We start from the raw sequence: 20447 nt of genomic DNA, 5'->3' as shown, positions 1-20447 counted from the left end.
GAATAACTATGTTGAAAAAAATTATGCTGGCGGCGGTATTGGCGACTGGTTCAAGCATGGCGATGGCTGACCGAGATGTCGGTTGTGGTATCGGAAGCCAGGTGTGGGCGGGTCAGTCTGGTATTATTCCTAAACTCTTTGCAGGTACGACCAACGTTCTGTTCACGAATCAGTGGCTCGGGATCACTTTTGGTACTTTAGGTTGTAGCCAGGGCGGTACCGTAACCGCTCAAGTGGTGACCTTTACCAATGAAAACGCTGAAGCATTGGCGCGTGATATGGCAGTTGGAGAGGGTGAAAGCCTGAATGTTCTGGCTGAACTTTTGAATATTAAATCTGAAGATAAAGCTCGTTTCTTTAGCGTTTCCAAGCAGAATTTCTCTGAAATTTATTCCGAAGAAAACCAGAATACATTACAAGTTTTAAGCACCTTACAAACTGTGATGGCCAAAGATGAAGTATTGAAATCCTACATCTGATCCGCACCCTAAAAACCCTGCTGTTCTGGCAGGGTTTTCTTATGACTAAAAGAAATTGATGAGAATAAGTTAACTGAATGAAATATGCGTTCTTCATGTTGGGCCTGACATTCAGCCCTTTAAGTTTTTCTAGCGAAATTAATCCAGACATCCAGCATTATATAGCTCAGGCCGAAACCCTGCGTCTGGATCAGAGCACCACCTGGCAGCGTCTGATGTATGCTAATCCCGAAGGTCATAGCGAGGTTAACTATTCGGGCTATTTCCTGGCAGAGCAGGGAAAAACTGATCTAAAAAAAGAAATGCAGCATAACATTCAGGCTTTATTCCTGAGCGCAGAGCCGAATCAGTCTGTTCGCTGTAAGTTTCCGGCACGCAGCAGCTGGTTAATGCAACAATTGAATATTTCCGAGCAACAATTGCCTAAGGTTAGTTGTCCGGATTTAGATAAATGGATTGGCGAGGTCAAGCCTTATCAGGCAACCCTGATCTATGCTACGGATTTTATGGGTAATCCCAGCTCCATGTTCGGGCATACCTTATTGCGGCTGGACCCTAAAGACCAGCAACAACTCAATCTGATTTCCTATGCAGTCAACTATGCCGCAACGGTCGATGGCAATGATAACTGGTCCTTTGCCTGGAAAGGACTGACCGGACAATATCCGGGTGAATATTCCCTGATGCCGTATTACCGCAAGGTCAAAGAGTATGGTGACTTTGAAAGCCGGGATTTATGGGAATATGAATTAAACTTAAGCCCGCAAGAAACCAGGTTTCTGGTACAGCATCTCTGGGAAATGCAAAATGTAAGTTTCCCTTATTATTTTGTCAATGATAATTGCGCTTATCGCCTACTGGGATTGTTTGATCTGGTACGTCCCGAGTTAAATCTACAGAAACAGTTTAATTCGACTGCGATTCCGATTGAAACACTGAAAGTCGTAGAACGGCAAGGCTTGATTAAACAGAAAGTTTACCGTCCGGCGCTTGAAACTCAATTGCTGGCACAGTCCAGACAGCATGGCAAAGCGCTGGCAAAAACTGCGCATCAGCTGGCTTATGCAGAAACAGGTGTAATGCCTTCAATCTTGCAGCCTTATCCGGCAGAAGATCAGGCCAAAATTCTGGAAATGGCCTATGATCATTTATATCTGGACTTTCTTCGACAAAAAGTCGATGAATCTTTTGCTCAACCACGTTTTCGCAAGTTATTAGGCTTAAGAAGCCAGCTAAATGTCGAGAAACAGCGTAAAGCACCGGAACGTTCAAAAATAGATCCGGTACAAAGCCATCATGCACGCAATATCAGTCTTCAGGCCGGACAGGTTCAGGGTGAATCCTTTGTCCAGCTTGGACATCGGCAGGCCTATCATGATCTTATCGATCCGCAAGGTGGTTTTCGAACAGGCACACAATTATTGTTTCTAGATGGGGCTTTGCAATATCGTGACAGTGAGCTCAAGCTGGAACATCTGGATCTATTTACTGTCAATTCCTATAACCCGGTCAATCCGTTTAATACGCCATTATCCTGGGGTTTTAATCTGGGCTGGAAACAGGAGGCACTGGATGCGCATGGCCAGTTTAGTGAAGATGAACAGCATGGCGTCGCCAGCTTAAAAACTCAGGGTGGTTATAGCTGGGCAAATGCCAGCCGTGAACATCTATGTTATGCGCAAATGCAAACTCAGCTACAGGCAGGCAAGGCACTGGATCAAGGCTGGCGCGTAGGTGCTGGCCCTACTGTGGGGTGCCAGAATATCTGGAGCGATCAGATTAACAGTCTGGTGCAGGTGGAACTGCCTTATTGGGAAGATTCGCATCGCTGGCAGCTGAAACTGAATACTGAACTCCAATATGCATTCAATCCACAACATGCACTTCGGCTGTCTTGGGAATATCAGCAACAGCAGTCCAAAGACTGGGATCAATGGAGTCTTGGTTTGATCCGGTATTTTTAAGATTGAGTTAAAACTGATTAACACTATTCATAAAGTGCTGTGTATCCATGAGGCTGCTGTTCGGTTTTCCCTTGTATAAAAAAATTGGCTAGGTTGGGTACAAATAATCTGGTCGATATTTTAGGAAAAATACCTGATATTTGTTATATTTGTCACATAATGTGAGTGCGAATTGCAAGGTTTTGGGGAACACACAGTATGAATAATGAATGCATGGCAAGACTGGCCGAGCAATGGGAACAGATCTGTCAAAATTATTCATCTGATGACTTATTGCATGCCTTTCACTTTATTCAAGATCACTCCCTGATTCTGGTGGAAGAATTCTATAAAAACATGCTCCTTGAAAAGGAATCTGCAGAATTCTTTTCTGATGACTTGATTCAACAGCGCTTGCGCGACACTTTAAATGCTTGGCTACTTGAAAGCTTTAGTGTGGGAATTAATAAACGCTATGCCGATGCCGTGCAGAAACAGGCGATGGTGGGGCATGTGCATGCGCGTGTCGGAATTCCGTCTTGGCTGATCATGCGCGGTGTGCGTGAAATTGAGCGTAAAATGTTTGAACTGCTGGATGAGAATCCTCAACACAGTATGTTGACCACCTGCAGTTATATTGTCCAGATCATGGGATTTGCCACAGAAGTCATGTGCCGATCTTATGAAGCTAAAACAGCCATGAATCAGGAAATTAAACACAGTTATCGTGTTTTTTCAGCAATGCAGGATGTGGCCGTACAAAAAGATAAACAGCGCAGTTCATTGCTAGACTGGGAAAATGAGCTCATGTTCAAGGTCTTTTCTGAGCATGAAAAATTGAATCATCCGATGTTGTCCAAGTCGGAGTTTGGTTTATGGTTTATTCATAAAGCCTCTTATGCTTTTACCGGTTCTGATCAGGTCGATTTAATCATTGAGCGAATTTATCAAGTCGATGAACTTAATCAAGATATTATGGACTGTACGGACAAAAACAATATGCTGGGACTGATCCAACGAATCCGTGACTTGAACCGTGAGATTCAGTTGTTAGTAGATCAGTTATTTCAGGTGGCCGAATATATTGAATCCGGTAATGATTCATTGACCCAGTTATTGAATCGTCGTTATTTGAATACCATTATTTCACGTGAAATCACTTTTTCCCGTAAGAATCATACGCCTTTGTCTTTACTTGCCATTGATGCTGATTATTTCAAAAGTATTAATGACAAATTTGGACATGCAGCAGGTGATCTGGCCTTGAAATTTCTGGCCGAAGCATTGCAAAAATACAGTCAGGGCAGTGATTATGCTTTTCGGGTCGGCGGTGAAGAGTTTTTGCTATTACTGGTGGATACTGATGAGAAACGTGCCCTGAATATTGCCGAAAGTATTCGTAAATATATTGAAAATGGCATGATTAATTCGGCACAAGGCCAGCAGTTTAAATTTACGGTCAGTATTGGTTGTGTGCTTTATGATGGACATCCGGATTATCAGCGCTTCCTGAATGCGGCAGATTCTGCCTTGTATATGGCGAAGAACAACGGGCGTAACAGAGTTTATATGGCTCATCAGTCCTTGAACCCTGTCGCACAGCCACTCTCAGTTTAAATGAAAGGTTTTTAGCCAGTTGCAGACTGCTGCTCTATAAATTCCTGAAATTTCTGTTTTTGCTGGAGATATTCGGGATGATTTTTAGCTTCATCCCATTTCTGTTTAAAAATTTTGGCAGCAGCGGCTTTAACAGGATCTTCCTGATTGCGTGGCAGCTCGGAACGGCCATGCGCGCCACTTAAACCTTTTTTGTCTTCCGGAACCGGACCGTCATACTTTTTGCCGCCTTTATGATTGGCATAACGCCGGGCACGGGTAAAACCCATCTGTAAAAACTTGCGTGCCATGTCAGCACCAATAAAATCTCCTTGTTTTAAATAGTCCAAGAAAAGCTGATAGATTTTCTCGCTACTGGCTTGGGCTTTTGCTTCATCTGCAAAGCGCCAGTGTGGCAGGATTTCCGATTTATAAGGCTCAACCAGTAATACACCTTGTTCACCACGGCCAATCCGGTAGAGCTCGGGTCGTTTACGAAAATTAATCTTTGCAAAGTCCAGAGAATAATCAAAACTATTCGAAACTACATGTGACGGACGTTTTGGTGGGGTTACTTTGGCAGATGACTTCATATTCGGCCTTTTCTGAAATTTAAAATGACTCAATATTTCAGCTAATACAAATTATGAAAATGAAAGGCAGGATACAGAAAAGCCCCTGTCTTCTAGAACTAGGGGCTTTCATTTTACTTCGATTTTTTCGAACTGGTCTTCGAGGTTTTAGCCTTGGTTGACTTGCTCTTAGAGGAGCTACTCGACTGCTTTTTAGCAGGCGCCGATTTTTTTGAAGAAGACTTTTTCACTTTAGTGTCGTCTTTACTCTTGTTGCTGCTTTTCGCTTTAGCCGGTTTTTTCGCAGAAGAGGTCTTTTGGTCTTTCGCTTTATCACTGGCTTTTGAGCTCGAATTTTTCTTCGCCTTCACTTTTTCATCTTTGCTGGCATTGTCTTTCTTAGAAGATGCCGCTTTAGATTTACTGCTCGCCGCTTTTTTAGTGACTTTGCGATCACTGTCTTTGTCACTACTCTTATTCGACTTTTTCAGTTTCTCATCTTGGGTCTTTTTAGCAGTTTTTGCTGATTTTTTGCTGTCTTTCGCCTGGTTATTTTTACTATTCGCCATGGTTACTTTCCTTATCATTAAAAATCAATCAGAAAGATATAAAGCGCTTTGCTGTATATCAACTTCAAATTACTTTAATGGGAGAGCGGCAGGATTAAAACTTTATCGTGTATCCAAGTGTAGGCTTGTTGCAAACACAAGCAGGAATTGTTTGAGTTCTAGACTGAAACATAGCAAGTTTTGGGACAGGTCTTTAAACCCTGTTACCAGGTGTTATTTATAGCAAGTGAGCTTTTGAATTAAGTATTGATATCCTCTTCCTTTAAAAGCAAAAAACCCCGAATGATCGAGGCTTTGAGTAACTTATTTTTAAGCTTTAATAATTAATAGCTTTCTGGAACCGCACTTAAAAATTCACGACGTGTTTCTTTGTCGGTTTTAAAATCACCAATAAATGATACCGTACGTGTGGTTGATTCCTGCTTGCCTACACCGCGCATCATCATGCACATGTGCGCAGAATCAATCATTACTGCAACACCGCGTGCTTTGGTGACTTCAGCCACTGCTTCTGCAATTTGCTGAGTCAGATTTTCCTGAATTTGCAAACGGCGTGCAAACATTTCAGTAATGCGGGCAAATTTAGACAGGCCTAAAACATGACCTTCTGGCAAATAGGCGATATGTACGCGGCCATAAAATGGCAATAAGTGATGCTCACATAGCGAATAAAATTCGATGTTTTTGACCAGTACCATTTCACGGTTATCGGAAGGGAAGACCGCCTTGTTGGTCACTTCTTCAAGTGTCTGGCTATAACCCGAGGTTAAATATGAAAATGCTTTCGCAGCGCGCACAGGCGTATCTTTGAGACCAGGGCGATTTAGATCTTCGCCAACGGCAGTAAGAATGTTTGCGTAGGATTGCTGCATAGTCATATGACGTATTCACTTAAACTGAGAATGAACAAGGACGGCATTGTAGCAGAAAACTTTTACAATGCCTTGTTTTGAGGCTAAAACCGTTTACTGTTTGAACTTTGGATTCTTTTCTGCACGTTTGAGCAGAACCAATACCGCACCGGTACCACCTTGCTTTTCAGGTGCACTGACAAAAGCCAAAACATCGCGATGCTGACGCAGCCAGCCGTTCACATAGGTTTTTAAAATCGCTTCCGGACCTTTGCCATGTACGATTTTAATCACGTTCTGGTTTTCATCTTTGGCGATCTGGATAATTTGCAGCACGGCTTGACGCGCTTCTTCCACAGTACAGCCATGCAGATCCACAGCTTCAAACCAGCGCAAGTTACCGGCTTTCAAGTCTTCAAACACTTTATGCTGCAAGGTGGCAATGCGGTAACTCAAGTTGGCCTGACTCCCGACAGGATTGAGCATGGCTTGAGTATCTGATAAAGCCATTGCCTCTGTTTCCATCGGGCCAGTAGCCGCTGCACGCTTTGCCAGGATTTGTGCATCCGGCTTTTTCTTGCGTGGCTTGTCCAGTTGAACCGTATTGCCCGATTCAATTTTTTGCACGCCCTGCATTTGCTTGCGGAATAATTCAAGTTCTTCTAAAGCCTCTTGCTCGACAGTCTTTTCAACAGGTGCAGCAACGACCGCAGGCGTTTGCGGCTGTGTAATTTGCTTCTTAAAAGATTTCAGCAGGTTGTACTGATCTTTAGATAACGAAGAATCGTGTTTACTCATAATGTAAAAACAAGGGAGATACGGAATTTACAAGAATTATAGTCTGAAAATAGACAAAGGAGAACTGAATTGCGTTCATGACATTCGCTGAGGATTTTAAATACGCTCGAGATTCTATGATCTACTTTTTAATATTGAAAATAAAAAAGCCCAATCCTGAGATTGGGCTTTTTAAGTGCTTAGGTAAGTATTTACAACTTTAAACTGCTTCAGGCTCACCAAACAGATCACGGAAAGCATGATCCGGACGTGGCTGTTTCATAAAGCTTTCGCCGACCAAGAAGGCGTGAATATCATGTTCCTGCATCATGGCGACATCGGAAGGGGTTGCAATACCGCTTTCAGTCACCAGCAAGCGTGAAGGATCCAGTAATTTTTTCAAACGAATCGAGGTGTTCAAATCCACATCAAAGGTTTTTAAATTACGGTTATTCACGCCGAGCAAACAACGATCTGAAAGCTTTAAAGCACGGGATAGTTCTTCTTCATCGTGAACTTCAACCAGTACATCCAGATGATGTTCAAATGCAGTTTTGGACATTTCTTCTAACTGCTGGTCAGACAGGCAAGCCACAATTAGCAAGATACAGTCTGCATGCAGGGCACGTGCTTCGATGACCCCATAAGGATCGATCAGAAAGTCTTTGCGCAGTGCAGGCAGGTCGCAATGTGAACGGGCAATCTGAATATTGTCATCATGTCCTTGGAAAAAGTCTACATCGGTCAGCACCGATAAACAGGCTGCGCCTGCCTCCTGATACTGTGCTGCAATTTCCGCAGGGTTAAAGTTCTCGCGAATAATGCCCTTAGATGGCGAAGCTTTCTTAATTTCAGCAATGACACCCGGACGTTTCGACACTAAAGACCGGGCAAAACCACGCACAGGTGATGCACCTTGTGCCAGTTCTTCCAGATCTTTATAGCTTTTCTGCTTTAAACGTAGGGCAAATTCTTCTTTTTTACGGTCAACAATTTTGCCTAAAATTGTATTTGCGATATCCACCATGATCAAAATCCCTGACCGAATTAAGCTTCGTAATGTTTAATAGTTTTGGTAAATTCAGACAGTACACTCATTTTCTCAAGTGCCTGACCGCCATAGATAATGTCATGTGCCAGCGCAACACCTTGCTTATAGCTGCTGGTCAAACCGGAGACATAAATACCTGCGCCGGCATTCAGCGCGATCATATTGGCGGCTTTATCGCCGATGTCTGATTTTTTCTTGCCCAGTGCATCTTTGATTAAAGCCAGACTTTGCGCAGAATCTTCCACAATCAGTCCGGTCAGAGTTTGCGATTCAATATCGACCGATTCAGGAATAATTTCCCATTCGGTGACTTCGCCATTTTTCAGTTCAGCAACATGAGTTGAAGAGGCTATACTGATTTCATCCAGACCATCACGTGAATGTACTACCATCACATGTTCAGCACCGAGCTGTTTCATAACTTCGGCAATTGGACGGCAGAGTTCATTGGAAAATACGCCAATGACCAGACGTTGTACGCCAGCCGGATTGGTTAAAGGACCGAGCAGGTTGAAAATGCTGCGAATCCCCAATTCTTTACGTGGGCCGATTGCATATTTCATGGCTTGATGATGATTCGGTGCAAACAGGAAGCCGACACCGACATCACGGATACAGCGTTCAGTCTGCTGCATATTCAGGTCCAGATTAATCCCGGCCTGTTCCAGCAAATCTGACGAACCTGATTTGGTCGAAACGCCGCGGTTACCATGTTTGGCAATGGTTGCACCCGCTGCTGCGATCACGAATGCAGAGGCAGTAGAAACGTTAAACAGGTTTTGACCGTCACCGCCTGTGCCGACGATATCGACCAGATAAGGAATGTCACTGACATCAATTTTAGTGGCAAGTTCACGCATGACACGTGCAGCTGCGGTAATCTCATCAATGCTTTCGCCTTTAAGACGTAAGCCCATCAGCAGGGCACCAATCTGGGCATCGGTCGTTTCACCTGACATGATGGCACGCATCACGTCTTGCATTTGATCCTGAGTCAGGTGAATGTTTTTAGTAATATTGCTTAAAGCTTGTTGAATATTCATAAGGTGTTCTTAGGCATAAATTTCGAGAAAGTTTTTAAAGATTTGATGACCATGCTGGCTCAGAATCGATTCGGGATGGAACTGCACGCCTTCGACCGGCAATGTCTTATGTTTCACACCCATAATTTCTTCCATAGAGCCGTCAGCTTCATTGGTCCAGCAGGTCACTTCCAGACATTCGGGCAAGGTGGCTTGATCAATCACCAGTGAATGATAGCGCGTTGCAGGAAATGGAGAAGGGAGATTGCTGAAAATCCCGGTATCACTGTGGTACATATCAGACAGACGGCCATGCATGACACGTTTGGCACGCACGATATCACCGCCAAATGCCTGACCAATACTTTGATGACCAAGACAAACGCCCAGTAAAGGAATTTTTCCAGCAAAATGCTGAATCGCAGGAATAGAAATCCCTGCCTCACTTGGCGAGCATGGGCCGGGGCCAATCACTAAATACTTGGGTTGCCATCGCTCTATATCTTCCAATGTCACGGCATCATTACGGACTACTTTTACTTCTTGATTCAGTTCGCCAAAATATTGGACGATGTTATAAGTAAAGGAGTCATAGTTGTCGATCATGAGAAGCATATCGCACGTAACCTCTTGAAAATTGTGAAAATGAGCATCTTTATTTCTAATCGTTACTCACTATGTTACTCACTTTTAGAAAAGTGACTGATTTTACAGGCATTAAAAAGCCGCTCAATCAAGCGGCTACTTTACCAGTTTTTGAATGCCTTGTGACAACTTCGTTCACATAACTATTTAGATAGTAACTTCGTGGACCATCTTTGCTTGGCTGGTCAATTTCTCCTTTTTTAATCCGGTCATACAAAGTTGGTTCGCTCATGTTCATGCGCTTGGCAAATTCCTTGATACTCACTCGGCGCTCATCCTGATTTGCCATTGCTCTTTTAAGCTCCTGCATTTCATCAAAAATGGCTTGGAGTAAATTGTGCTCAGCTTCAGTTCCCATCTAAGACACCTCCTTTAAGCTTTGAACTACTGATTCCGGCAACCCAAAAAAATCATTTAGAGTTTTATCAAATTCACCGCTTTCAATGAATTGATCCATCAGATTTACTTGCTGATCGATATTGCTATCTTCACAAGGCTCACATGGTTTTTGAATATCAGTCATTGTTTTTCTCCTTGAGCCTTCAAGTATTCAAACTTTGCATCTGCCCAGTTCTTAGAATCATATGGGCTTAATCCTTTTTTCTTGCACCAATCAGCGCACCAGAGCCATTGCGCATCGTCATATGGGGTGGGTTCAATTATTTGGTTATTGCTATCCATCACGCCACCTCATAGAAGCGCCTAGCCTCATCAAAATCAGAAGTAATTAACTCAGCACTATCTTTGTAGCAGTGCACGATTTCACCGTACTTAAAAGCTTGTTCAGCCTGCTGCATGTTTTTGCACTGGTACATCGGCTCTTTAAACCAGTCTTCTGTATAAAACATTTGTTCTTGGTGGTCTTCGGCTGTGCCTTCCCACTCTTGAACCTGAAAGTATTCATCAAATGATTCGATCATGAACTGATTGCCTTCAGCCTTAGTCATTGCTCTGTAACGAGCCAAAGCACGTTCAGCAATTTCTTTTGATACGGCAGGTGACTGCTCATGCGGACTATCATCTTCAGGGCAGATTCCTACGCACCACAATTTATTCTTTTCCATCACGCCACCTTCACATCTAAATAATCAGGGTTATCCAGGTGTTCTTCATATTCATCGAATAGCACCTGACATGCCGCATTACCTGTTAAATCTTTCTTTAAGAGCACGTAACTCAGTGTCTTGCGTGTGCCTTTGCCGCTAAATGTCGAGCTGCCATCCGCAAGTTCATTTTTGGTATAACCCAATTTTTCTAGCCACAACTTGAAACCGACTTCATGCTTCTTTTTAATTCTGAAGATCATCTGTACCCCCAGGTGTTCGCAAAATTTCGAAGGCAATCATCAATACCGAATAGGTTGATGTTGCGGTAAGTTCTAACCCGACCTTTGTGCTGCACAAGCAGCACGCGGGTCATAGAAGAGTAGGAATAACTCATGAAGCCTCCCCAGTTTCAGCAGCTTGAATCAAGGCATCTTTGCGCTGAGCATAAATACTGAGTAGCTCCTGATGATCAGCTGGAAGTAATTTAGCTGCAGGTATCGCTGGTGCTAATCGCTCTAGAGTTTCTACTGAATCCATGTCATAGATCCGATTGATCAGAACCTGTTTTTTCTTCTTGTAGAAGAGATCAATAGGGGCACTACCATGTTCAGCACTTTCCACTGATGCTTGTTTGCGTGCGGCATTTTCAATTTGATCAAACATACTTGGTTGCTGAGCTTCAATGACTTCATCTGCGATTGGTTCAGGTTCAACCTTCGGCGTGTATTGCTCTGGATCCAGCTCAAGCAATTTATCTTCTGTAAGCTTGCACAAGTGCTGTTGATCTTTTTGATCTAAGTGTCCATTGGCCAGAAATACGTGACGGAATGAAAGAACGTCATCCTCCTTAGTAAACTGATCAATTTGTGCAGTGAACTTTTCAACAAGCTTTACTCGGTCGGTTTCAACTGAATCCGCTTCAATTTCTGTAACTGGAGTTTCAGTATTAATAGTGGCTTCTTGCTCTATGGCTTCAATAGGCTGAATCAGCTCTGGCTCAGGCTGTTTTTCAATATCTGGTACAGCATCACCTAGGCCAGCTGGTATGCCAGCCTGTTCAGTCTCATTCTTAGCTTTGGTTGAGCGTCTCTTTTTGGGTTTGCCTGTATTGTCTATAGTTGGAGGATAGATAATAATTCGGCCAAATAGCTCACCCATTGCCACTAATTGTAATTCGGCATTTTCTTTATCCGCCTGAGCAAAACCATTGTCGACAGCTTTGAAATACTCCATACACTGTTTGCTGTATTTAACCTGTGAAATATGCTCAGGATGAATAATAAAGATTTCCTGATCTTCCACGACATCATCAAGAGTTAAAGGCTTGGTAAACGTAATACCGGCCAGCTCCATGGTTTCAACCTTGATACAGAACTCATAGCCTGGCATAGCGAAAATCGTGGCAGGGAACTGAGACAGACCATCAAAATCCATTAACTCACCAGCAGCGCGGCACATGATATTTCGGCCGACCATCATTGCTTCAAAAGCTTCTTTGCTATTTAAAATTTTCATGCTGTCATTGCTCCCTTCGCTACTTGTTCTATTTCATTTTTTACGGCTTCAAATTTAGAAGCTTCTATTTGGTTGAGTGCATCAAGCCCTAAATGTTCACATACTGTTTTCGCATCAAGACCACAGGTATCGATAAAGTCCTGTAGATCGGCCAGCTGCTCATCAGAAATGCCATTGAACTCTGGTGGATCTACCCAGGCATTACGTTGTTTATCAAACGTGCACTTCATTTCTAGAGCACGACGAACCAGCTCGGCACGCATATTCTTGTAATACAGATGAGTGTCTTCAAGGGACTGAGTGAGCTGATTTAGATCACTCGCATACTGGGCCTCACCACAGCTTTGTACCCAGTTTTCTAGATCTTCTTGAGCCTTGATTGCGGCCAATTGATCTGGTGTCAGGGTATTGATATGGTCCTTAGCCTGTTTGATAAGATCGGCCAGAAATGTAGGACTGGTCTTTAGATCTGGCACCCACACTTCACCAGTATCACCACCTAAACCACCCGCATTTTTAGCGTGATGGGTAGGGCAAGGCTTAAAGCTAATCACCCGGGCATTCTTACCTTCACCAGTAGTGACTGTGGTCAAATAACCCATGATGTCAGCAATTCGATATAGCTCATTACGGTTTTTACCACCCAGATCAGGGCGATAAATTACCTGGTCACCGCTTTGATCTTCAGAAGCATGAGCAATAAACACCACATCTTTTCCTGAAGCGATCAGCGTATTCACGTACTGCTTAAAGATGTTGTTGGCCAAGCCCTGGGCTTTAAGCTTTAACGATCCATCTTTTTGCTTGTTGGTCGCATTGAGCATTAAATGTGTTTTGATGCTTTCAAGCATTGCACCGACGGTATCAATCACAATGGTGTTATATGGTTCAAGATCAGCCATTGTTAGGTTTGCAACATCAGACCACTGGTGAGCCTGAACTACAGCACCGCGACGCAATTCACCAGTACGGTGAGAACCTTTGTCAAAGTCGAATGAAATAGCCTTATCACCAGTAAAGCCGATAGATGTTTTACCCAAGCCTGGATCTGCATACAGATAAACAATAATTGCCTGAACTAGCAGCGCTTGATTCGCTGGAATAATATTAATCGCCATCTCAACGTACTCCTGCAGGACGGTTAATACGCTTAAAGTTCTTATAGTCTTCCGATGCAAAGAAGCCGGTACTTTCTAAAACTTGATGACGCTTGTTTTTGCGCATAGCAACACGCGCATTTTCCAGTCCATCTAAAATCCATTTCGGAGTAAGGGATTTATCCATCTTCCTCAATGAGCCGTCCGGCTGAATGGAATAGATAGTTGTGTTGCAGAAATAGTCAGCAATGGTTCCTGAGCTTTTGACACGTAGGGCAAAATAGCTCGCACGAGTTTTACCCACTCGATAGATTTCAAGTCCTTCAAAGGTCTTGATGTATTCAGAGAAATAACGATGAGTTGAGCCAAATTCTACTGGCATTGGAACTATAGGTAGTTCATCTGCTTTGAATTGCAGGAAACCAGTGTAAAGGTCCACAAAATTAATTTGAGTTCGATCATTTAAAGGAGACCAGTCATCAGAGCCACACTCACACCAGTAGACCGATTGGCCATTCAGGAGTGCTTCAAAAATTTGATCAGCAGAATTTAAAATCATGACTGAACCTCCACCAGACGGTGCTTCATGATGTAGCCGGCGATCATTGAATTGATTTCGCGGTGATCTTGATGATCAGTGAAGTCGTTATATGGATTGCCATTAGCATCGAACACCTTGATTTCACCTAGTTCAACGACTTCTATATTTGTGAATTCGGAACCTGGTACACCGTAATCATCCGGGTGTGCTTCAACTTCAAATGAAGTGATTTCCAAACGGAAACCATCCAGATTTAGGACAGCTTCACCGTGTACATCGTCGAGCATCTTTAAAGAGACGATTCCATATTCAGATTGAATATTTTGAGTTGGTGCCACCTGGTCAGTACCAAAGTCAGCAAGATGAGCAAACGCTAAGGCGCTTACAGTTAAGGCAGCGGTAAACAGAGTTACCTTGAAGCTATTGTGTGGAGTTAATTTTGTGTTCATAATAATTTCACTCAGTAGGGTGATGGGTCACGCTCCAGGTTGTTCTAGCAACGCTGGGGCTTCTTTTTACTTGATAATTAAAGCATACTTTAATAAATGGGTTATGTAAAGCATACTTTAATTATATTTATAAACTTTGCTTTAATTTATGCTTTAATAGACAAAAGAAAACCCATCACAGGGATGGGTTGTTTGGAGTTTGTTAAAATGAGCAAGAAGAAATTTCGAGCTGAATTATATAAAGCTTATGTTGCCTCAGGCATACATGACCATGCCCTTATACAGGAATATATTAAAGTTGCCGAAGCTTTTGTGCTTGATAACCAAGAGATTACTGTTAGCGGTTTTCGTGCACTTACTGAAAAAATTAGCACCAATAACGGCCACTCTAATGGCTCTCGTGCTCTTGGTAGAGAGTAGTTATTTTTTACTCTTTTTTAATGAGCTTACAGACTGCATAGTTAAGCCAATTCCGGCCTCCAGATCATCTAATCGCTTAACAATATGATCTAGTTTAATACCAATATGGTTATGTTCCATTACCGCAATAGGAACCCCGCAATTGGAGCATTGTACAAACCAAAACAAAAGATCTGACTTGCCCAAGTTTTGGCTTGAAAGCTCAAAGCTGTGCGATCCACAGCTACCGCATTTTGTTTCTGCCATATTTTTCTCCACCCGATCCAAGAGCCGCTCGGGTATGCGGCAAGGTATTTTTATGAAATTAGAAACGCTTGTTTTAATAGAAGATCGGCTTCATCCCGGCTCAACCCAGATTTACCTGGAGCACATAAAAGAAGATGTGCCTGAATTTTTTGTGCCAGTAGGCGATTACAATAAGCCGATTGGTTATTTGAAATTTAAAAATATCGCTAAAAAAGGCTGCTTTGAATTAAGCTCATTAGAGAGCCCAGATTATCCCAACCCACATCCACAATTTTCGTTGACAGGTGTTTTATATTCTCGGCGGGCAGCTCTTGAAGCAAACCACGTAATCTCTGCTTATCAGCAGGCGATAAATCGGATTGATCCACCTTTAATTGCAAAATAGTGCGAATGGTATCAGCCTCAAACCTTACAGTTACTACACCTAAAATCGCTGAAAGACCACCATCATCTTTTAGAAAATCCAAGCCTTTTTCTGTGATTTCCGGCTTCATGATAAGAATGGAGCCACCACCATCTCCAGATTTACTATGCACCACTTTGGTGGAGTTCTCGGTAAGAAGGCCATGACCCTTGAGATAGTTCAAATTGATAGCAATTTTATGATACTCAGCACTATCTGGCTTTCGCTCATAATCAGTCCATACAAATGGGTAGCACTCTGCGATCTTACTTAACAACTCAAGCTGTAATTCTCGATCCAATATCATATAGCTTCCTGCTTATTGAGCCGCGTCGGGTTCGCGTTTTTTATTAATTAGTTTCAGGTGATTTGCTTAGGGCTTTATCCTGATACATTTTTTCATCTGCCTCTATGATAGCTGCTGATAGACCGTATGTGGGATTTCGCATTGCAAAACCAATTGCAGCACTAATGCCAGCTTTTGCAATAGCAGTTTGAATTCTGGTTGCAAGTTTATCCGCATTTTCTCGGCTGGTTTCAATACTAAGTACAGCAAACTCATCACCACCTAGACGAGCGACAATATCATTATTGCGTACAGTGTTTTTGAGGGTTAAAGCCATTTTTTGAATGAGCTCATCACCTGCAGCATGTCCTAAAGTATCATTGGTGATTTTGAGGTCATTAAGATCAATCATGAGAATAGCAACAGGGTGACCATATCGCTTACAGCGCTTTTCTTCTAATTCAATTAACTGGTCCCAAGCACGACGGTTAAAAAGGCCAGTCATGGGATCGGACAATGCCTCCATTTCAAACCGTTCAGCTTTACGTATGTACTCAGCGGCTTTTAATTCAGCTTGAATATTATAGCTAAGCACTTGTGCTAGCAGCTCAAATAATGGAGCTTCCTCGACCAGAGTTTTAGATTGAGGTTCAGGATCGATTGCACAGAGAGTGCCAAAAAGGGACCCATCTTCTTTATACAGAGGTTGGCCGATATAGGCTTTAATTGGGACTAAGTGATTTATAGGTGCGTCTACGTAAACCTGAACGTCGGGCGAGTAAGGGGCAATGCGAGGTGCATTATTTTGTACCATGTGCGAGCAGAACGAATCTGCCCATCGAAATACTTGTCCTGGCTTAACGTTATAGCCATTATCTTCACTTAGTAAGACAATCCAGTCATCACCTTCAGTACGGGTAATCATCCATAACTTAAATCCAAATCGTTGAGATAAGAATTTTAAAATAGCTTGGCCAGCCTCTTCGAAATTCTTAAAGTTAATATTATTCATTAAGTTAGTCCGTATTTGTGCTAAGAGAGATATGAAAAAACAATTTTTAGACTACAGCGTCATATATTATAATTTTAAACTGATAGGAATATTACTTCATATAATAAAAAGACAACCCACCACTGGGGTAGGTTGTCCTAGAACAATAATCTTATTTTTTGTATTCAGTAATACTGATAGGTTTGTCTTTCATAAACTCTACAATACCTTCACCAGCTTTGAAGTGAATTGAAACGCCGTCATCATTGGCCAAACGCATACCACTTCCTGAAATAGCTCGTTTAAGGTGATAAACCTTGCCAGAATTATCTGTCATTTCTGCAGTTTCAAAATTATCCGAAGATTTCAATTCAACTGTAAGATCCATTGGACCAGTAAAGTTAATTACCTGAGTTTCAGCCGGAGTATTGCTCACAACTTTTTCTTGCACCACTTCGTTTTTTGGATTTGAAGTGCAGCCAGTAATCGCCAATCCTAACAATGCTGCGCCTAACAAATATTTCATTGATACTTACCTTTCTATTTATGAATCATAGGTATCTTTATATTAATTGTTATAATGTAACATTTAAAGATAAGGTTACACTTACCTTACATAAAGAAAACCCGCGGATAGCGGGTTAGTGATGCTTTACTTAGTTATTACAGACCCGGTCATGAGAGGTCTTAAGTCTAATATAAAGATTTAATATTTCAGAAGTAAGAAAGCTTGAGCACTGAATAGCATCTTTCTCTTTGTAGTTATCCTTAGTCACTAGTACTTAATCTTTAAGCACTCTGAGACAACCTAACTAAACTCAGGCCGCCTCAGGTTTCTGTATTTAAAATCCTTCGTAATTACAGACTTCTATGCTTGAAATAAAATCGAGAGGCATAGTCAATCTCTCAGCAGTAATAGTTTCGAAATGAACCCAGATAGCAGCTTCTCTATTCTCAAAACCAATACTTACAATTTTCACTAAATCATAAGGTTCAGCATTATGGGTCAGAATAATATTGTAAAGTTGATCTGAACGTACGTAAGAGATAAGCATTTGATGGATTGCCGCTTGTTCATCACTACTTAGTTCACTGTATTTACTTAGTTTGGGTAAGCCATATTGCGTATTCACTTCAATCCTTATTGATCTTAAGTTTTCTGTAGAAAACGGCGATTCTATCAATTTAGACAAAGCTGAATATATTGGCTTTTGTTAATTCTTTCTTATCAACCATCTTTTGGCCAATTTTCCTTCTTCAGCCAACAAAAATTGATTGAGGGATTTATAGCGCAGAATACTTTTCTAAAAATTCATCTATCCACCCTTGTGCCACTTCAAGATTGGTTATGTCAATCAGCTTTAGATTGGTCTCTTCTGCTTCGTTAAAGCCCTCAATAATAGCTTCAAAGATATTTGCCTCACTAATGACCTCACGTGCTATTTCAGCAGCGTCATAGCTTTGCTTGGCCTTCTTAAGCGAAGCTATTTGCTTATCAATCCCTTCACCGATTTTACCTAATGCCAATTTAAATTCTTGACGATTAATTGTTAGCGCAGTTTTGGATTTATTAAGTGTTGCGATCATTATGCTTTCCTTCTTTTTTGGGGAGCTACCATATTCAACATCTTGATAAAACCTAAGCCGCATATAGCGGCTTTTATAAATATTTATTGACTAGGGGCACGCTTGAAATTCTCATCATTCATGCAGTACTCAAGACTATCTCTAAGAATACCCACCATTCTGTAAATATGTTCCGGCTTTTCTAGAAAAATTTGTCCATTATTTTGAAGTTCTAGACCAGCGCGCTCAAGCTCAGTTTTACGAGATTCATCTATTGATACATTGAATTGAATTGTAGGACGCTTACGATTAACATCGTATCTAAACAACCATCTGTTTGTTTTATTTTGATATAGAACAGAGTAATAGCTCTCAGTATCACGCCCTTCAATCTCAACTTCTGGGAATAACTCCGTCACAATACGCAGTAAATCTTGCTCATCCTTTGTGGTGATGATTTTTTCATTGTCGGGATGCACAATAAAATCGGACTCTGGTATTGCTTGATTCACTTCAGGCTGATTTTCAGTTGGTTTCTGCTCAATTGGCTGTGCGGTAATAATTGTTGGAGAGGATAGGCCTTTAACGACTGTATCACTAATAGCTTGCTGTACCGCTTGCTGAACAAATGGCTGTATGGATTCAAGAAACTTAGTATTTAATTGGCGTTGTATGCTTGCTTGTTGTGCAACATATCTTACAAAATCAATATCAACCTCATTAATACTTTTCTTAATTACAGTTTTAAATTGCTGGATATATTGATTTTCTTCTGCAAAAAATCTTAACTTTTCCGCATGAAAATTGTCATGTTTAAATTCCGCTAACTGTGTCAGATCTTCAGGGTCAGCTTTTGTAAAATCAATTGTTAGAAATGGCTTTTCATCCATAACATTAGTGTTGATTAGATCTGTAAAAAATCTCCACTCACGACCATTTGTAATAGCACCAATAGTTACACCTAGGCTGCTGTTAAAATACCTTGATAGTTGTGGTGCATGATTGGTTAGATTTGCAACATAAGGCTTGGCTTCAATAAACATTACAGGCTGACCATTGCAATATAGTGCGTAATCTACACGCTCAGTTGCCTTAACTCCCGGGAAATCAGCTGCAAATTCCGCAAGGACTTTTGTGGGATCATATGGATTAAAACCCAAAATATCCAATAAAGGTAATATCAGCGCTTGCTTCGTGGTCTCTTCCGTTGAGCAGTGGACACCTACTTTTTTTACATGTTCAATATGATTTTTTAATCGTTGTACAAAATTATCCATAGTTTCCCCCTGGAATATTATCTTTACCTTGATTGGTAAATTACTTTTAATTAAATTTTTCTATACAACCCGACAACTTTACCTACTAGGCGGCAATCTTCTGTCAGTTTAATAATTTGCTCAGGCCAATCTGGATTAAGTGGCTGAAGGTACTTATCGCTGCCTTCAATAATTAGCTTTTTAAACGTAGCCTCACTCTCACCACAGCAGGCAATAATCACTAAATCATCGGTATGTAAGTCGAAAGTTTGAATATCAGGATTTACATAGATACGATCACCTGGCTTAAAGTCAGGCTTCATGGAATTTCCAACCACTACTAAACCATATCCATTTTTTCCACATTCTCTTATTGGCGGAAGATATTCATCCACTTCAACATCTTTAAGCACGGTTTCAATAGGATCAAATGAACCAGCAGCTACCCATGAAATAACAGGTACAGGAAAACCTTCCATAGGAATTTTTTGAGATAGATCGATATTGTTATCAAGTTTCTGATCACTTGATGCATCAAGCATTCCATACTTAGGATCACCGGCTAACCAGTGGGGATTCACACCTAAAAATTGAGCAGCTTTAGCATTTTTAAAGCTATCAAGCGACTTTGTTTTTCCATTAATCCATTGGCCTACCGCAGCTACAGATGCTTCGCAATACTTAGCCATGGCCGCTCTGTCCAGTTTCTTAAGTTTATTCTTGGACAAAAAATGAGATATGGCCTGATTGATCCGATCCTCAAGAGTACTCATATTAAAATTCACTTTAAATTTAAAGCCAGCTTACAACAATATTAATAAAGCTTGCTTGCAAAAATATATTAAAGTACACTTTAATAATAAAGCATACTTTCGAGATTGAGCATGAGAGTACTCATCAAAACCAGTGACGCTCTTGATCATTTTAAAAATGCATCACGCCTAGCTGAAGAAATTGGCATCACTCCCCAAGCGATTAATCAATGGGGTGAATACATCCCAGATCCTTCTGTTGGAAAAATCATGGCTGTTATACCAGGGATTTCCTACAAGATTGTTAGAGAAGTACCCACGCCATCGCGATTAACCGCTTAAATTAATTATTAAGCATTTGATTTTAATTAAAT

The 20447-nt window shown here is 41.5% G+C and carries 29 protein-coding genes; 5 read left to right on the top strand and 24 right to left on the bottom strand.

Going from position 1 to position 20447, the window contains the following annotated elements; genetic code table 11:
• The first annotated feature begins 8 nt into the window (after positions 1-8).
• The 3 genes from NI464_RS06560 (at position 9) to NI464_RS06550 (ending at position 4039) form a co-directional block, all read left to right on the top strand.
• Positions 9-479: a DUF3015 family protein gene (locus tag NI464_RS06560; RefSeq protein WP_004279577.1), complete on the top strand. Its 471-nt coding sequence runs from the start codon at positions 9-11 to the stop codon at positions 477-479.
• Between the two features lie 77 nt (positions 480-556).
• The gene (locus NI464_RS06555; protein ID WP_253138002.1) at positions 557-2443 is read left to right on the top strand and encodes an Lnb N-terminal periplasmic domain-containing protein; all 1887 of its coding nucleotides are present in this window, start codon (positions 557-559) and stop codon (positions 2441-2443) included.
• A gap of 198 nt (positions 2444-2641) precedes the next feature.
• Positions 2642-4039 carry a diguanylate cyclase gene (locus NI464_RS06550; RefSeq protein WP_253138001.1) on the top strand — a complete coding sequence of 466 codons (1398 nt, stop codon included), beginning with the start codon at positions 2642-2644 and terminating at the stop codon, positions 4037-4039.
• An 11-nt stretch (positions 4040-4050) separates the two neighbouring features.
• Here NI464_RS06550 and NI464_RS06545 read toward each other — a convergent pair whose 3' ends face one another.
• From NI464_RS06545 to NI464_RS06470, 16 genes are all read right to left on the bottom strand, one after another.
• The gene (locus tag NI464_RS06545) at positions 4051-4611 is read right to left on the bottom strand and encodes a DUF4385 domain-containing protein (protein WP_253138000.1); all 561 of its coding nucleotides are present in this window, start codon (positions 4609-4611) and stop codon (positions 4051-4053) included.
• 113 nt (positions 4612-4724) lie between these two features.
• Positions 4725-5159 carry a hypothetical protein gene (locus NI464_RS06540; RefSeq protein WP_004646396.1) on the bottom strand — a complete coding sequence of 145 codons (435 nt, stop codon included), beginning with the start codon at positions 5157-5159 and terminating at the stop codon, positions 4725-4727.
• Positions 5160-5482: 323 nt separating this feature from the next.
• Entirely contained in the window at positions 5483-6031 is a 549-nt protein-coding gene (gene folE / locus NI464_RS06535; RefSeq protein ID WP_004730181.1) for a GTP cyclohydrolase I FolE, read from the bottom strand.
• Positions 6032-6124: 93 nt separating this feature from the next.
• Positions 6125-6808 carry a Smr/MutS family protein gene (locus NI464_RS06530; protein ID WP_004646397.1) on the bottom strand — a complete coding sequence of 228 codons (684 nt, stop codon included), beginning with the start codon at positions 6806-6808 and terminating at the stop codon, positions 6125-6127.
• A gap of 199 nt (positions 6809-7007) precedes the next feature.
• On the bottom strand, positions 7008-7814 hold the full coding sequence (gene trpC, locus NI464_RS06525) for an indole-3-glycerol phosphate synthase TrpC (RefSeq protein ID WP_004646398.1): 807 nt from the start codon (positions 7812-7814) through the stop codon (positions 7008-7010).
• A 20-nt stretch (positions 7815-7834) separates the two neighbouring features.
• Positions 7835-8881, bottom strand: coding sequence for an anthranilate phosphoribosyltransferase (trpD, locus tag NI464_RS06520; protein ID WP_004646399.1), 1047 nt, complete (start codon positions 8879-8881; stop codon positions 7835-7837).
• 9 nt (positions 8882-8890) lie between these two features.
• Positions 8891-9475, bottom strand: a complete 585-nt coding sequence (locus NI464_RS06515) for an anthranilate synthase component II (RefSeq protein ID WP_004646400.1) — start codon at positions 9473-9475, stop codon at positions 8891-8893.
• A 118-nt stretch (positions 9476-9593) separates the two neighbouring features.
• A complete protein-coding gene (locus NI464_RS06510; protein WP_004646401.1) occupies positions 9594-9863 on the bottom strand; it encodes a helix-turn-helix transcriptional regulator in 270 nt (89 codons plus the stop codon).
• Positions 9864-10028 (bottom strand): hypothetical protein, encoded by a 165-nt coding sequence (locus NI464_RS06505; protein WP_167333202.1) that lies wholly within the window; start codon positions 10026-10028, stop codon positions 9864-9866.
• A complete protein-coding gene (locus NI464_RS06500; RefSeq protein WP_167333203.1) occupies positions 10025-10186 on the bottom strand; it encodes a hypothetical protein in 162 nt (53 codons plus the stop codon). Before NI464_RS06500 ends, NI464_RS06505 begins: the two co-directional genes overlap by 4 nt.
• Positions 10186-10569, bottom strand: a complete 384-nt coding sequence (locus NI464_RS06495) for a hypothetical protein (protein ID WP_253137999.1) — start codon at positions 10567-10569, stop codon at positions 10186-10188. Before NI464_RS06495 ends, NI464_RS06500 begins: the two co-directional genes overlap by 1 nt.
• The gene (locus tag NI464_RS06490; RefSeq protein WP_086044593.1) at positions 10569-10811 is read right to left on the bottom strand and encodes a hypothetical protein; all 243 of its coding nucleotides are present in this window, start codon (positions 10809-10811) and stop codon (positions 10569-10571) included. Before NI464_RS06490 ends, NI464_RS06495 begins: the two co-directional genes overlap by 1 nt.
• Before the next feature lie 130 nt (positions 10812-10941).
• On the bottom strand, positions 10942-12066 hold the full coding sequence (locus NI464_RS06485) for a hypothetical protein (protein ID WP_253137998.1): 1125 nt from the start codon (positions 12064-12066) through the stop codon (positions 10942-10944).
• Positions 12063-13184 (bottom strand): ATP-binding protein, encoded by a 1122-nt coding sequence (locus NI464_RS06480; protein WP_005266744.1) that lies wholly within the window; start codon positions 13182-13184, stop codon positions 12063-12065. Before NI464_RS06480 ends, NI464_RS06485 begins: the two co-directional genes overlap by 4 nt.
• Before the next feature lies 1 nt (position 13185).
• Entirely contained in the window at positions 13186-13722 is a 537-nt protein-coding gene (locus NI464_RS06475; RefSeq protein WP_253137997.1) for a hypothetical protein, read from the bottom strand.
• Entirely contained in the window at positions 13719-14153 is a 435-nt protein-coding gene (locus tag NI464_RS06470; RefSeq protein ID WP_253137996.1) for a hypothetical protein, read from the bottom strand. Before NI464_RS06470 ends, NI464_RS06475 begins: the two co-directional genes overlap by 4 nt.
• 96 nt (positions 14154-14249) lie before the next feature.
• Here NI464_RS06470 and NI464_RS06465 point away from each other — a divergent pair, with 96 nt between their 5' ends.
• Entirely contained in the window at positions 14250-14573 is a 324-nt protein-coding gene (locus tag NI464_RS06465; protein ID WP_017401449.1) for a hypothetical protein, read from the top strand.
• Here the strand turns inward: NI464_RS06465 and NI464_RS06460 are convergent, their stop codons facing one another.
• The 8 genes from NI464_RS06460 to NI464_RS06425 form a co-directional block, all read right to left on the bottom strand.
• Complete coding sequence (locus NI464_RS06460) at positions 14574-14819, bottom strand: hypothetical protein (protein ID WP_004893803.1); 246 nt, start codon at positions 14817-14819, stop codon at positions 14574-14576.
• A gap of 206 nt (positions 14820-15025) precedes the next feature.
• Positions 15026-15529: a hypothetical protein gene (locus tag NI464_RS06455; RefSeq protein WP_253137995.1), complete on the bottom strand. Its 504-nt coding sequence runs from the start codon at positions 15527-15529 to the stop codon at positions 15026-15028.
• A 43-nt stretch (positions 15530-15572) separates the two neighbouring features.
• A complete protein-coding gene (locus tag NI464_RS06450; RefSeq protein WP_253137994.1) occupies positions 15573-16520 on the bottom strand; it encodes a GGDEF domain-containing protein in 948 nt (315 codons plus the stop codon).
• 151 nt (positions 16521-16671) lie between these two features.
• Positions 16672-17025 (bottom strand): hypothetical protein, encoded by a 354-nt coding sequence (locus NI464_RS06445; protein ID WP_005104451.1) that lies wholly within the window; start codon positions 17023-17025, stop codon positions 16672-16674.
• A gap of 316 nt (positions 17026-17341) precedes the next feature.
• Positions 17342-17632, bottom strand: coding sequence for a hypothetical protein (locus NI464_RS06440; protein WP_253099069.1), 291 nt, complete (start codon positions 17630-17632; stop codon positions 17342-17344).
• A 151-nt stretch (positions 17633-17783) separates the two neighbouring features.
• On the bottom strand, positions 17784-18086 hold the full coding sequence (locus tag NI464_RS06435; protein WP_253137993.1) for a hypothetical protein: 303 nt from the start codon (positions 18084-18086) through the stop codon (positions 17784-17786).
• Positions 18087-18169: 83 nt separating this feature from the next.
• Complete coding sequence (locus NI464_RS06430; RefSeq protein ID WP_004893819.1) at positions 18170-19342, bottom strand: type I restriction endonuclease; 1173 nt, start codon at positions 19340-19342, stop codon at positions 18170-18172.
• Between the two features lie 50 nt (positions 19343-19392).
• A complete protein-coding gene (locus NI464_RS06425) occupies positions 19393-20094 on the bottom strand; it encodes a S24 family peptidase (RefSeq protein ID WP_016807135.1) in 702 nt (233 codons plus the stop codon).
• Positions 20095-20205: 111 nt separating this feature from the next.
• Between NI464_RS06425 and NI464_RS06420 the strand changes: the two genes are divergently transcribed.
• Positions 20206-20415 carry a Cro/CI family transcriptional regulator gene (locus NI464_RS06420; RefSeq protein ID WP_004893824.1) on the top strand — a complete coding sequence of 70 codons (210 nt, stop codon included), beginning with the start codon at positions 20206-20208 and terminating at the stop codon, positions 20413-20415.
• Positions 20416-20447 lie beyond the last annotated feature (32 nt).

Origin of the sequence: Acinetobacter lwoffii (genome assembly GCF_024129685.1) — a bacterium.
In the GTDB taxonomy this organism is placed as follows: Bacteria; Pseudomonadota; Gammaproteobacteria; order Pseudomonadales; family Moraxellaceae; genus Acinetobacter; species Acinetobacter lwoffii_X.
This window is presented reverse-complemented; position numbering and strand designations above follow the sequence as displayed.

Coding starts and splice junctions, on each gene's coding strand:
- NI464_RS06450 (WP_253137994.1), bottom strand. CDS start 16,520: ATGAATAATATTAACTTTAAGAATTTCGAAGAGGCTGGCCAAGCTATT.
- NI464_RS06455 (WP_253137995.1), bottom strand. CDS start 15,529: ATGATATTGGATCGAGAATTACAGCTTGAGTTGTTAAGTAAGATCGCA.
- NI464_RS06490 (WP_086044593.1), bottom strand. CDS start 10,811: ATGATCTTCAGAATTAAAAAGAAGCATGAAGTCGGTTTCAAGTTGTGG.
- trpD (WP_004646399.1), bottom strand. CDS start 8,881: ATGAATATTCAACAAGCTTTAAGCAATATTACTAAAAACATTCACCTG.
- NI464_RS06425 (WP_016807135.1), bottom strand. CDS start 20,094: ATGAGTACTCTTGAGGATCGGATCAATCAGGCCATATCTCATTTTTTG.
- NI464_RS06460 (WP_004893803.1), bottom strand. CDS start 14,819: ATGGCAGAAACAAAATGCGGTAGCTGTGGATCGCACAGCTTTGAGCTT.
- NI464_RS06550 (WP_253138001.1), top strand. CDS start 2,642: ATGAATAATGAATGCATGGCAAGACTGGCCGAGCAATGGGAACAGATC.
- NI464_RS06505 (WP_167333202.1), bottom strand. CDS start 10,028: ATGACTGATATTCAAAAACCATGTGAGCCTTGTGAAGATAGCAATATC.
- NI464_RS06560 (WP_004279577.1), top strand. CDS start 9: ATGTTGAAAAAAATTATGCTGGCGGCGGTATTGGCGACTGGTTCAAGC.
- NI464_RS06500 (WP_167333203.1), bottom strand. CDS start 10,186: ATGGATAGCAATAACCAAATAATTGAACCCACCCCATATGACGATGCG.
- NI464_RS06530 (WP_004646397.1), bottom strand. CDS start 6,808: ATGAGTAAACACGATTCTTCGTTATCTAAAGATCAGTACAACCTGCTG.
- NI464_RS06445 (WP_005104451.1), bottom strand. CDS start 17,025: ATGAAATATTTGTTAGGCGCAGCATTGTTAGGATTGGCGATTACTGGC.
- NI464_RS06555 (WP_253138002.1), top strand. CDS start 557: ATGAAATATGCGTTCTTCATGTTGGGCCTGACATTCAGCCCTTTAAGT.
- trpC (WP_004646398.1), bottom strand. CDS start 7,814: ATGGTGGATATCGCAAATACAATTTTAGGCAAAATTGTTGACCGTAAA.
- NI464_RS06485 (WP_253137998.1), bottom strand. CDS start 12,066: ATGAAAATTTTAAATAGCAAAGAAGCTTTTGAAGCAATGATGGTCGGC.
- NI464_RS06515 (WP_004646400.1), bottom strand. CDS start 9,475: ATGCTTCTCATGATCGACAACTATGACTCCTTTACTTATAACATCGTC.
- NI464_RS06545 (WP_253138000.1), bottom strand. CDS start 4,611: ATGAAGTCATCTGCCAAAGTAACCCCACCAAAACGTCCGTCACATGTA.
- NI464_RS06465 (WP_017401449.1), top strand. CDS start 14,250: ATGGGTTATGTAAAGCATACTTTAATTATATTTATAAACTTTGCTTTA.
- NI464_RS06435 (WP_253137993.1), bottom strand. CDS start 18,086: ATGATCGCAACACTTAATAAATCCAAAACTGCGCTAACAATTAATCGT.
- folE (WP_004730181.1), bottom strand. CDS start 6,031: ATGCAGCAATCCTACGCAAACATTCTTACTGCCGTTGGCGAAGATCTA.
- NI464_RS06540 (WP_004646396.1), bottom strand. CDS start 5,159: ATGGCGAATAGTAAAAATAACCAGGCGAAAGACAGCAAAAAATCAGCA.
- NI464_RS06420 (WP_004893824.1), top strand. CDS start 20,206: ATGAGAGTACTCATCAAAACCAGTGACGCTCTTGATCATTTTAAAAAT.
- NI464_RS06495 (WP_253137999.1), bottom strand. CDS start 10,569: ATGGAAAAGAATAAATTGTGGTGCGTAGGAATCTGCCCTGAAGATGAT.
- NI464_RS06430 (WP_004893819.1), bottom strand. CDS start 19,342: ATGGATAATTTTGTACAACGATTAAAAAATCATATTGAACATGTAAAA.
- NI464_RS06470 (WP_253137996.1), bottom strand. CDS start 14,153: ATGAACACAAAATTAACTCCACACAATAGCTTCAAGGTAACTCTGTTT.
- NI464_RS06480 (WP_005266744.1), bottom strand. CDS start 13,184: ATGGCGATTAATATTATTCCAGCGAATCAAGCGCTGCTAGTTCAGGCA.
- NI464_RS06510 (WP_004646401.1), bottom strand. CDS start 9,863: ATGGGAACTGAAGCTGAGCACAATTTACTCCAAGCCATTTTTGATGAA.
- NI464_RS06475 (WP_253137997.1), bottom strand. CDS start 13,722: ATGATTTTAAATTCTGCTGATCAAATTTTTGAAGCACTCCTGAATGGC.